At 41.8% G+C, this 12,258-nt stretch carries 7 protein-coding genes; 4 read left to right on the top strand and 3 right to left on the bottom strand.

All coding sequences use genetic code 11. The annotated features are described in order from the left end of the window. On the top strand, positions 1–913 hold a 913-nt coding region (locus CXF82_RS09010; RefSeq protein WP_180961189.1), incomplete at its 5' end, for a sulfatase-like hydrolase/transferase. A gap of 125 nt (positions 914–1,038) precedes the next feature. Here the strand turns inward: CXF82_RS09010 and CXF82_RS09005 are convergent. The 3 genes from CXF82_RS09005 to CXF82_RS08995 form a co-directional block, all read right to left on the bottom strand. Then, complete coding sequence (locus CXF82_RS09005) at positions 1,039–2,256, bottom strand: RsmB/NOP family class I SAM-dependent RNA methyltransferase (RefSeq protein ID WP_101090929.1); 1,218 nt, start codon at positions 2,254–2,256, stop codon at positions 1,039–1,041. Positions 2,257–2,404: 148 nt separating this feature from the next. Next, positions 2,405–3,670 (bottom strand): sugar MFS transporter, encoded by a 1,266-nt coding sequence (locus CXF82_RS09000; RefSeq protein ID WP_102044049.1) that lies wholly within the window; start codon positions 3,668–3,670, stop codon positions 2,405–2,407. Positions 3,671–3,721: 51 nt separating this feature from the next. Beyond that, positions 3,722–5,350 carry an alpha-glucosidase family protein gene (locus CXF82_RS08995; RefSeq protein ID WP_102044048.1) on the bottom strand — a complete coding sequence of 543 codons (1,629 nt, stop codon included), beginning with the start codon at positions 5,348–5,350 and terminating at the stop codon, positions 3,722–3,724. Between the two features lie 478 nt (positions 5,351–5,828). Between CXF82_RS08995 and CXF82_RS08990 the strand changes: the two genes are divergently transcribed. The 3 genes from CXF82_RS08990 to CXF82_RS08980 all read left to right on the top strand — a co-directional run. After that, positions 5,829–8,651 carry a TonB-dependent receptor gene (locus CXF82_RS08990; RefSeq protein ID WP_102039489.1) on the top strand — a complete coding sequence of 941 codons (2,823 nt, stop codon included), beginning with the start codon at positions 5,829–5,831 and terminating at the stop codon, positions 8,649–8,651. Positions 8,652–8,732: 81 nt separating this feature from the next. Continuing rightward, positions 8,733–10,715 (top strand): glycoside hydrolase family 13 protein, encoded by a 1,983-nt coding sequence (locus CXF82_RS08985; RefSeq protein WP_257982754.1) that lies wholly within the window; start codon positions 8,733–8,735, stop codon positions 10,713–10,715. 63 nt (positions 10,716–10,778) lie between these two features. Further along, positions 10,779–12,258 (top strand): alpha-amylase family glycosyl hydrolase (locus tag CXF82_RS08980; protein ID WP_257982753.1); only part of this gene is annotated, 1,480 nt, incomplete at its 3' end.

The raw sequence follows: 12,258 nt of genomic DNA, 5'->3' as shown, positions 1-12,258 counted from the left end.
TAAACTTGACAATAATAAACCCAATTTTTTAGCTGTACACTTTTGTCAATTACATTGGCCTTACACCTCAAACAGTTTTATTGAACATAATCCTTCTGAATGGAATGGTAATTATAACCATTTTATGTACAAATCCATGCTTAAGAAAATAGACAAACAGATAGAATTATTTTATCAACAATTAGAGCTTAATGGATTTTTAAGAAACTCTATCGTTTATATTATTTCAGATCATGAAGAAGGTTTTAAACTCAACGAAAAAGATGATTTTAATGCTCTTAAAAACCGACCACCCATGCAATCCTGGGGGCATGGCACTAACGTGTTAGATCAACAACAAGCAAAAGTTTTGCTAGCAAAAATAAGGTATAAAAATAACGAAATTGTAAGCGAACCTGCTGTTATAGAGGGATTGTTCTCACTTATAGATATTCTTCCCAGTATTGACCAAGAACTTAAATTGAATCTGCCAATAGCATACGATGGCTTCCCGTTACCCGCAAAAACAGAAGCACCAAATGATAGACATCTATTTGTTGAATCTTCATTATCTTTATCATCCTTAAATGCAAGTTTTATTGATGAAGAAAAAGTTGTTTCGGAAACAGCTTCAATTTATGAAATTAGACCCTCAGGAAAAGCAGTGATAAAACCAGAAGAATACAGAACATTAATAAGACGTAAGCAACGATCTATTTATCAAGGGGAACATCAATTAGCAATGTTACCTGACAGTCAGTTAGTATTACTAAATATTGAAAAGAAAGAAGTAAAAATAGTAGGTAGTGCAGAAAATAATCACATAGTAGACAGTCTACTTTTAAAACTTTGTCAGTTCTATAAAACGGATTATGGATTCGACGAAATAAACAGATGCGATTACGATAATAATAAATATCCAGATAATGGCTAGGATATATAGACTAACGAGGTCTTTTTCCTGGTGAGCATAGGCAACCACCGAGCTATTATCATTAAATTACATCCATATAAAAGAGCGCTTTGAGCGCCCTTTTATATAGCGGTAACACAAAAAGCTTAAGCTTCTGCGATACGTTCCAGTTTTGCGTAATAAAAACCATCAAAACCCGTTTCTGCTGGGCTGATATTGTCTTCTTCGATAAAGCTGAAATGTTTATTTTCAGCTAAAAAGGCATCAACTTGGTTGCGGTTCTCTTCTGGCATGATAGAGCATGTTGCATAAATCAAAATACCACCGACTTTCACCATTCTACTATAGCTCTGTAGGATGTCCTTTTGCAGTGCGACTAATATTGGCAATCTCTCTGGTGTGTCACGCCATTTAGCATCTGGATTACGTTTTAGTACCCCAAGACCAGAACACGGTACATCAAGTAGTACGCGGTCAGCGGTCAGCTTAAGACGCTTAATGGTCTTGCTGCTAGCAATAATGCGCGTCTCAACATTATGAGCACCGGCTCTACGAGCACGTTGTTTAAGGTTATCGAGTTTCCATTGCTCAACATCCATTGCGAGTAATCGACCTTTACCCTGCATTTGTGCCGATATTGAAAGTGTTTTACCACCAGCACCAGCGCATGCATCCACAACACACATACCTGGCTTTGCGCCAAGGGCTGCAGCGATGAGCTGTGAGCCAGCATCTTGCTGTTCGAACCAACCCTTTTTAAAACATTCCGTTTTAAACAGTGCTGAATCTGATACTACTTCTAACGCAGTATCAACACCTTCAACTTCTTCTGTTTGGACACGCTCGTTACGCAACTTTTTAGCAAGCTCATCGCGGGTACATTTAAGCGTATTGACACGAATAAAACGTTTAGCAGGCTTATTTAACGCTGCACGCTCAGCAGGCCAACGGTCACCCAACTGCGCTTCACCCATTTCATTCAACCAATCTGGACAGCCATCCCAAAGCACCGGTTGTTGACGCGCAATTTCGGTTCGTTCAGCGAGATCATTTTCATCAACTTGTAGTGCATATTGCATTTTAGGTAACGGTAATTGATGAAATAAGTGCCAAACATTAAGCAGACGAGAGCCCATTCGAACCATCTCTTCAGGCTTAACGTCAGACAAATAACAATACAAATTTAAACGTCTTAAAATATCACCCGTAACAAAGGTGATCCGTCCTAGCTCAGAAGACTCTAATTGTAGCCCTGAAAAATGTTGTGAATAGGCACGATCAAGTGGCTTGCCCTCTTTTAATACAAGGTCAAGAATACTAATCACAAGTTCAGTCGAGCTGGGGGATAAAGACGAATTTAGCATTTAAAGTTACCATAGAAAGAAATCGCAGCGATCATAGGAGCAAAGTGCCCAATACGCAAGTCAACTTAAGAAAAGCAGCAATAAAAAAGCGACTTACTTGAAGTCGCTTTTAAAATAACAGCTTTTATTCAGGCTAATACCTAGCAGCCTATAATTTAGAGCCTTTAGCACCATAGTAAAGAATAAAGCCATAACAGATAACAGGTAGAATAAATGCTTGCTGGATCCCCATATTGTCCGCCATAACACCTTGCAGCAATGGCACAATAGCACCACCTACAATCGCTAAGCACAAAAATCCGCTGCCTTGAGAAGTATGCGGTCCAAGATCACGTAGCGCTAAGCTAAAGATAGTGGGAAACATTATCGAATTAAATAGTCCAACAGCCAAGATTGACCACATGGCCACTTCGCCTGAGGTATTCATTGCAACTACAACAAGACTTGCTGCCATAAAGGCATTAAATGCTAATACGGTACCTGCTGGTATTTTTTGCATGACTGCTGAGCCAATAAAGCGCCCTACCATTGCCCCGCCCCAGTAGTAAGCAATGTATTTAGCCGCATCGGCTTCTTTCATTCCAACAATATGCTCTTCACCTAAAAAGTTAACTAAAAAGCTACCGATAGATACTTCAGCGCCAACATAGACAAATATACCCACAGCCCCCAGCACAAGATGCTTATATTGACTCGCACTGGTTTTACCATTCTTGTCAGCTAGGCCTTCAACGGCCGCTTCTGTATGCGCCTTAATCTCAGGGAGATTTAGTTTGGAAAAAATGATAGCAAGCGTTGCCAGCATGGCAGATAGCAATAAATACGGAAGTTTAACGACCTCTGCTTCTGCTTGCATCTGTGTCAGCCCAACTTGTGCCTCTACAGCAACAGACAAAATGAGTATCGCACCAAAGTAAGGTGCTATCGTCGTCCCCAATGCGTTAAAAGCTTGCGTTAAATTTAAACGACTTGAAGCCGTATCAACACTGCCAAGTGCATTCACATATGGATTTGCAGCCACTTGTAATATGGTGATTCCTGACGCTAACACAAAAAGAGCTCCCAAAAACAGTGGGTAAACAGCGAGAGAAGCGGCAGGATAAAACAATGCACAACCAAAACTTGCGATGACAAGTCCAGTAATGATCCCCCTTTGATAGCCCACCTTTTTAACTAATCTCCCTGCAGGGATAGACACTAAGAAATATGCTCCAAAGAAGCAAAATTGGATCAACATTGCTTCAGTATAATTAAGCGAAAAAACCGCTTTCAAATGGGGGATTAAAATGTCATTCAAGCAGGTAATAAAACCCCACATAAAAAACAGTGAAGTTAAAGATACCAAAGCAAAACGGGTGCTACCGTTTTCGCCAGACGTTACCGTGGCAGTGTTAGTACTAAAAGATGAAGCCATATTATTTTCTCTCTTATTAGGTCAATCTTCTTAAGTGGAACTCAATTTCAATCAAATACTGGTTAACTGAGCATAAAAACAGCCATAAGGCGGCAGTGTAAGTAAGCCATTCGACACAGTGCCATTCACTAACCCATGGTCAATGAGCACCTCGTCAATACCCATTTCAGGTAAAGTTAGCGTTTGTTGCTGAGCGTCTAAATTAAAACAGATAAGGTAACTAATCCCTTCATCACTGCGTATGAAGCTTAATATGGGTTCAGCAGTTACGATGAATTCAATATCACCATTTATCAATGTTGGATGTTTTTTGCGCCAGCCAAGGAAATGTCTGTAACTATTAAGAATCGACTGTTCATCTTGCTCTTGGCTTTCTACTGACAAAGCGTAATGTGCTGTCGCGACTGGCAACCATGGCTTCGCCTCACTAAAGCCTGCATTGAGAGACTTTTCAGACCAAGGCATTGGCGTACGACACCCATCGCGGCCTTTAAACATCGGCCAAAATGCGATGCCAAAAGGATCTTGCAGTTGCCCATATTCTATTTTGGCTTCAGTAAGCCCAAGTTCTTCACCTTGATAACTACAAACACTGCCGCGTAGCGAACACAGCATCGCATTGAGCATCTTAATCATCTCTGGTGTTACCTGCCCTTTACCCCAACGAGAAGCCACACGTTGCACATCATGATTCCCAATAGCCCAGCAAGGCCAACCATCACCAATACGTCCCTCTAAGGCTTCTACCGTTTCTCGAATATATTCAGCGCTAAAGTCATCGGTTAATAGCTCAAAGCTGTAGGCCATGTGCAGCCTCTCATTACCTTGTGTATATTCAGCCATCGTCGCTAACGAATCTTCCGACGATACTTCACCTAAAGTGACCGCACCGGGATATCGATTAATAAGGGCTCTAAGGTCCTCAATAAAGCTTACTGTTTCAGGTCTGGTGTTGTTGAAATAGTGATATTGATATGCGTAAGGGTTATCTTCGCTAAAACCGCGCCCCTGGCGTTTATCTTTTGGCTTAGCTGGGTTATCACGTAATAAATCATCATGAAAACAGAAGGTAATCGCATCCAATCTAAAGCCATCGACCCCTTTATCTAACCAAAACTGCACATTATCAAGTACCGCATTGCGCACATCTTCATTATGGAAATTCAGATCGGGTTGGCTGGTGAGAAAGTTATGCAAGTAGTACTGCTGACGCCGGGGTTCCCATTCCCACGCGCAGCCACCAAATATCGCTAACCAGTTGTTAGGAGGTGTGCCATCTTCATTAGGATCAGCCCACACATACCAGTCCTGTTTAGCGTTAGCTCTGTCTTCACGGCTTTCAATAAACCACTGATGCTGATCTGAGGTATGGCTTAACACCTGATCGATAATAACTTTAATATTTAACGAATGTGCCTTAGCAATCAAATCGTCAAAGTCCTGCATACTGCCAAACATCGGGTCAACATCACGATAGTCACTAATGTCATAACCAAAGTCTTTCATCGGAGAGGTGAAAAAAGGCGATATCCATATTGCATCCACGTTTAGACTGGCAATATAGTCCAGCTTATTGATTATCCCTTGCAGATCTCCAACTCCATCACCATTTGTATCCAGCATACTACGTGGATAAATTTGATAAATGACGGCTCCGCGCCACCATGTAAGCTGATCCATTATTGCCCCTTAACACTCTATATTTGGAAACTAGCAAAACAACCCACTAGTTAAAACAATGTTGCCACCTAATGATCGGTCGCTTTTGTTGTTGGAATGTTGGCAGCATACGTGAATAGCGAAATAAGGTTCAATATCCCTGCATACGTATGCAGTAATAGCATTAACAATCACCAAACATGCAACACTAAAAATCTTGTTTTAAAACAATAACTAGAGCTTAATAAGCCTGTGCCGAACATTGTTAACAAATGTCCTTCCATCGGTTAATTTACAGTTATGAAACCATTGAATACGTATGCATAACATTGTTATGGTCAGAATCTCGGGAGTACTATCTTCACCGTTGCGCAACAATATACTTATAAACGCTGCGATTTTGTTGTAACAAGTGCGCTTCTGTACCCAGTTTTGTTACGACGTCAGTGATAATTAAAAAAATAATAACTAGCCGACAGTTTAGTTAAAGGGGATGGAGATGTTGCAATTTAAACCTAGTATGCTGACCTTAGCATTAGTTGCTGCAGGGGCAAGTATGAGCAGCTATGCTGCTGAAGAAGCCAAAGTAGAAACGGAAGGAAAAGTACAAGAAGAAAAAATAGAAGTTATTGAAGTTAGAGGTTTTAGAACCAGCGTTATAAGATCTTTAAATAATAAGCGTTTTGCTGACACAGTATCTGAAAGCATATCTGCAGATGATTTAGGCGCTTTACCAGACCAATCAATTGCCGACGCACTAACACGTTTACCTGGTGTCACAGCCGTTAGAACGGGCGGACAAGCGAGTGGCCTGAATATTCGTGGTCTTGACGGTGATTTCGTTTTCGCCACATTAAATGGCCGTGAACAGGTTACCACTGGTGGTAAACGCGCAGTTGAATTTGATCAGTACCCGTCTGAGTTAATATCGCAAGCACAAGTATACAAATCTCAAAAAGCATCACTGATTGAAGGTGGCGTTGCAGGTACCGTTGAATTAAAAACAGCAGATCCTTTACAGAGTGATAAGGAGCATTCATTTGTAGTGAATGTACGTGGAAGCTACAACGATCAAGCCGGTGATGTTGCCGATGCTGAAGAGTTTGGTAACCGTTTAAGCTTTTCTTATCAAGGTAAGTACCTTGAAGATACTTTAGGCGTGGCAGTGGGCTATGCGCACCTTTATCAGCCTTATGTTGCCAGTCAATTCATCGGCCTGAGATTTAATGATGATTCACGCGATGTCAACGGCGATGGCGAAGCTGAATCAATCAGTGAAGGCTTCGAAATGCAACAAAAAGGCGGTGAAGACACCCGCGATGGTTATATGGGCGCGATTCATTGGCAACCCAATGACAACTGGAGCATTAAAGGGGACCTGTTCCATTCTAAGTTTGATTCAGAAAATTTTGCTCGAGGATTTCGTGTAAAGTCACTTAAAAACGGCAATATTAGCAACGCTACAGTGCAAAATGGTTCGATGACGGGCGGTACTGTTGCGACCGATGGCACTGATAACTTTGCAGTATTTGTGGTTAACGATAACGACTCTAAGTTCTCAACACTCACCTCTGGTGCGTTTAATGTGACGTGGAATGACGGTGATGCCTTGACCATTGCTGCCGATGTTAGTTATTCAAAAGCAGATGGTGAGTTCGTCAATGGCGGCACAAGAGCGGTTATATATGATGATATCGACAATCAAATTCGTGCATCTGAGTCCGTTGATTACCAACTAAATGGTCTTAATCCTGCCGATGTAAGCTTTGATAAAAGTTACACCGATACGGCGACATTAGGACTTAGAGAAGTTGGTATGTGGCCATACGATCAACAAAATGATCTTATCGCTTACAAACTAGATTTTAACTATGCCTTGGATAATAATTTCATCTCATCGGTTGATTTTGGTGTGCGTTATTCTCAGCGCGAATTTAACGCACAACGCTCACAAGCTGGTTACGGTTTTGAGTATGGCGATAACCCAGCGAATCAACCTGTTCTGCGTTTAACAGACGATATGACAGATGTGGTTAACTTTGGCGGTGATCTTTCAAACTACCCAAGTTTCCTAAAAATCGATTTTGATAAAGCGGTAGACCTGGTTAATCAACAGCTCGCAGCCACAGGACAAGATCCATTTACACCAACGGCTAACTGGGATAATAACTGGACCATGATCCAAAGCGGTTCAGTCAATGAAGATGTGCTTGCAGGTTACGTACAAGCCAATTTAAACCTAGAGATTGGCGACCTGCCTGTGACGGGTAACATTGGTGTGCGCGTTGTCAATACCGACCAATCGAGCAAGGGTCTTCAGCAGGTTGGCTTTGGTTTAGGAGAAGAGATCGCAGATGAGAAAGGTGTGATTAGCTCTGATTACGTTCGTAATGAAGTGGGCAAAACCTACACAGATTACCTACCTTCAATCAACTTGAATTTCCATTTAACAGACAACGACCAAATCCGCATTGCTGCAGCATCGGTAATGGCGCGTCCACCGATAGACAAGTTAAAATCAGGCATGGGTTCTTGGTATGATGACTCTGCAACTCCAGGCTATAAAAAGTACAACGCTTGGGGAAACACCAGTCCATTACTCGACCCATTTTATGCCGACCAATATGACCTTTCTTATGAGCATTACTTTGAAGATAGTGAAGGCGCTATTGCACTGGCTATTTTCTATAAAGATATTAAGTCATTCATTAATAACTTTACTATTGTGCCTTTTGATTTTGAAAAAGCGGGTTTTATTGTTCCTGATACCATCGTCGACAACGGCGTAGAGTTCCCAGTGGTTAAAGATGAAGGTCAATATCAAACTGCGGTTAACAATGATAACGGCGGTTATATCCGTGGTGTTGAACTGACTTACACGCAGATCTTTGACTTCCTTCCTGGCGCATTTAGTGGTCTTGGTTTTACAGGTAGTTACTCATTTTCAGACAGCGAAGTTGAATTTGAAACAGATTTGAGTGGTCAATCACTTTCTATACCTTTACCTGGTTTGTCTGAACATGTTGCTAATACCACGTTGTTTTATTCACTCGAGGGTTTCGATACTCGTGTCAGCATGCGTTATCGTAGTGAGTATGTTTCAGAGCAGGTCGCTGTCGAATCTCAATTAGCATTTTTTGATGCTGAAACGATTTTCGATTATCAAGCATCTTATGCAATGGATAATGGCTTGAAACTGCTACTCCAGGTTAACAACTTGACTGACGAGCCTAACAAAACCTACTTTGGGCAACCGCAGCAAACAGGTACCATTCAAACCTTTGGTCGTCAATATTATCTAGGATTTAGTTACAGTATGTAATCCTGGAGCATCAAAAGCCTACTTCACGATGAAGTAGGCTTTTTGCTATAAAAATAATGCTCTGCAACAAGGTCACCTAAGATGCAATCAACGCCTATTTACCGCTCTTTCAATGCTATTTTCGCTACCATTGTGGCATCTGTGATCCTAACGACTAGCGCTATGGGCAGCTCTACAGAGAGCATCAGCGAGGTTACATCGGTATTTAGTCAGCAAGAAAGGATCCCTGTTCTTCTGAAAATCGAGCCCGAGTTTTGGTGGGCAAATATGGCAAATCCAACACTTGAGCTTATGCTACATGGAGATGATATTGCCTCTCTGCAAGCCAGACTAAATGGACACCCCACTAACATCAGCATTGTTAAAACGACAACAACCGACAATCCTAATTACTTATTCATTAGCCTCTCACTTAAAAATGCTGCGCCGCAAACTATTTCAATTTCGCTCGCTAAAGATGGCAGCACACAACATCAGTTTGACTATGATATTAAACAAAGGCGTGCTGGTTCGGCCCAAAGAAAAGGATTTGATAACAGTGACGTTATCTACCTCATCACACCCGATAGGTTCGCCAACGGCGATGAGTCAAATGATAATCACATCAGCATGTTAGAAACAGCTAATCGAGCCGATAAAGATGGCCGACATGGCGGTGATATCAAAGGTATTCTCAACAGCCTAGATTATCTTGAACAGCTCGGCATAACACAGCTTTGGATCAATCCCCTACTTGAGAATAATCAACAAAAGTACTCTTATCATGGTTACTCAACCACTGATCATTACCGTATCGACCCTCGTTTTGGCAGTAATGCAGACTATCGCCAGCTGGTCGCTGCGGCAAACGATAGAGGGATTGGCATCATTAAAGACATCATCGTCAACCATATCGGTTCAAACCATTGGTGGATGCAAGATATTCCAAGCTCGACATGGGTAAATGGATTAACGACAAACCATAGTAGCAATCTAAGGACTAATCTAAGTACCGATCTAAGTCAGGTGCAATTCACCAGTCACAGGCGCACTACGGTACAAGATCCCTATGCCGTTGCAAGTGACCGTAGCCATTTTGTTGATGGTTGGTTTGTCGACAGCATGCCCGATTTAAATCAAACAGATCCAAAGCTTGCAACGTATCTCATTCAAAATAGTATTTGGTGGGTTGAATATGCAAACTTAAGTGGAATACGAGAAGATACTTATTCCTATGCCGACAAGGCCTTTTTAGCACAGTGGTCAAAAGCTATTATGACCGAGTATCCTAACTTTAATATTGTTGGTGAAGAGTGGACGGCGAACCCCATTACTGTCTCCTATTGGCAAGCGGGTAAAACCAACAAAGATGGTTATGTATCTTACCTTCCAAGCCTAATGGATTTCCCACTCTACGAAACCATGCTTGACGCAGTTAATACGCCAGAGTCATGGGACAAAGGCTTTATCCAGCTCTATGAAATGATGGCCAATGATGTTGTTTACGCAGACCCGACGAACCTAGTGTTATTTGAAGGAAACCACGATACAAATCGTCTCTTTAGCCTGATGAACGAAGATTTAGGCCATTATAAGATGGCCATGGTGTACACCCTTACCTCAAACCGTATTCCACAGATTTTTTATGGTACCGAGGTGTTGATGACCAGTCCGCTAGAGGGCAGGCATGACGGTACAGTACGTGCCGATTTTCCCGGTGGTTGGCCAATTGATAATAAAAATGCTTATACACAAGAAGGACTAAATCCACAGCAAATCGATGCGCAGAAGTTCGTTTCAACTCTGCTCAATTTCCGAAAAAGCTCTGCAGCTATTCATCATGGAAAGTTAATCCATTACGTCCCTAAAGATGGCACTTATGTGTACTTCAGAATTGATGCGCTGCAAACCGTCATGGTAGTGATGAATAAGAACCCTAATAACGTGCTGCTTAATAGCGACAGGTTTAAACAGCCACTAGCTGATTTTTCATCAGCCACTGATGTATTGACGCAGAAAACGCAAAATATCACTCAAACCATTACCGTTCCTGCTAATGGAGTACTGGTGTTAACACTAAACTAGTATAACCAACTGAAACTAAGAAAATACAACCAAAAACACTAATAATCATAAGGTTACACTTTAATGACTGTTAATAAATTTAATCATCTCTTTAAGCCGACGCTATCAAGATTAGCTTTTGGCTGTAAAAAGAGAGAGTTTGGCAGTAATAAAAGTGAAGCACTGCTTATCAGCCTGCTGTTTCCTGTTTTCCTGCTTGCGGGCGGATGTTCAGAGCAAGAGCAAAAGAGTATCGCCGTGAGTGCGAACAAGCACAATGAGATCTCCTTTAAACAAATTGCGGCCGATACGCAAAACACAGTAAACAATGACCTCCAAAAACCTGTTGTTTATCAGGTTTTCACCCGGCTATTTGGCAATAAGAATACTAACAACCAGCCATGGGGCACTATCACTGAAAACGGTGTTGGAAAATTCAGTGATTTTAATGAAACTGCACTTAATAGTATCAAGTCTTTAGGCACTACCCATGTCTGGTATACCGGCGTACCTCACCATGCGTTGATAGGCGACTACAAGCAATTTGACATTAGCGATGATGATCCGGATGTTGTCAAAGGCCGTGCAGGCTCGCCCTATGCCGTTAAAGACTATTACAACGTTAATCCGGACCTAGCCGACAACGTTGAAAATCGTTTTGAAGAGTTTAAAGCGTTAATAGCACGTACACACGCACAAGACATGAAAGTGATAATCGATATTGTGCCAAACCATGTTGCCAGAGCATATCAATCACCCTTCGCTGAAAATGGTGTAACTAGCTTTGGGGCTAATGACGACACCAGCGTAACTTACAAGCGCCACAACAACTTCTATTATGTTGTTCAAACGACAGCGATGGGTAAAAGTACCCCAGTTGCATTTAAAGTCCCTGATTTATCGCCTAAAAACCAACCATTAGTGGGTGAGTCACACCCTTTAGCCGATGGCAAATTCAAAGAGTTCCCTGCCAAATGGACAGGCAATGGTGCCCGCGCAGCGCAGCCTGACGCTAATGACTGGTATGAAACGGTTAAAATTAACTACGGCGTTAAACCTGATGGTAGTTTTGACTTCCCAGTACTTGATGGATCAATGAGCAGTAAGGATGTGAATGCGCATTATCAATACTGGCTCGCAATCGAAACAGCAGATCTAGCACTCGCGCCTAAAGATAAGTTGATCCCAGATTCATGGGTTAAATTCAAACAGATCACTCAATTTTGGTTGGAAAATGGCGTCGATGGTTTTCGCTACGATATGGCGGAGATGGTGCCTGTCCCGTTTTGGAGCTATTTAAATTCCAATATTAAACACACGAATCCTGATGCGTTTCTATTAGCTGAAGTGTATAACCCTGCCCTATACCGAGATTATATCCATCTCGGTAAAATGGATTACCTGTACGACAAAGTCGACATGTATGACACGCTTAAAGGCATCATTCAAGGCAAAGAGAGCACTGCAGCGATAGCGGTCAAACAAGCACAAGTTACTGACATTGAAGCAAATATGCTGCACTTTTTAGAAAATCATGATGAGCAACGAATTGCGAGCCCAGATT

Origin of the sequence: Shewanella sp. GutDb-MelDb, assembly GCF_002836075.1 — a bacterium.
In the GTDB taxonomy this organism is placed as follows: domain Bacteria; phylum Pseudomonadota; class Gammaproteobacteria; order Enterobacterales; family Shewanellaceae; genus Shewanella.
This window is presented reverse-complemented; position numbering and strand designations above follow the sequence as displayed.

What these genes read in the sequence shown, in the direction of transcription:
- CXF82_RS09005 (WP_101090929.1), bottom strand. Translation starts at nt 2,256, where the DNA reads ATGCTAAATTCGTCTTTATCCCCCAGCTCGACTGAACTTGTGATTAGT.
- CXF82_RS09000 (WP_102044049.1), bottom strand. Translation starts at nt 3,670, where the DNA reads ATGGCTTCATCTTTTAGTACTAACACTGCCACGGTAACGTCTGGCGAA.
- CXF82_RS08995 (WP_102044048.1), bottom strand. Translation starts at nt 5,350, where the DNA reads ATGGATCAGCTTACATGGTGGCGCGGAGCCGTCATTTATCAAATTTAT.
- CXF82_RS08990 (WP_102039489.1), top strand. Translation starts at nt 5,829, where the DNA reads ATGTTGCAATTTAAACCTAGTATGCTGACCTTAGCATTAGTTGCTGCA.
- CXF82_RS08985 (WP_257982754.1), top strand. Translation starts at nt 8,733, where the DNA reads ATGCAATCAACGCCTATTTACCGCTCTTTCAATGCTATTTTCGCTACC.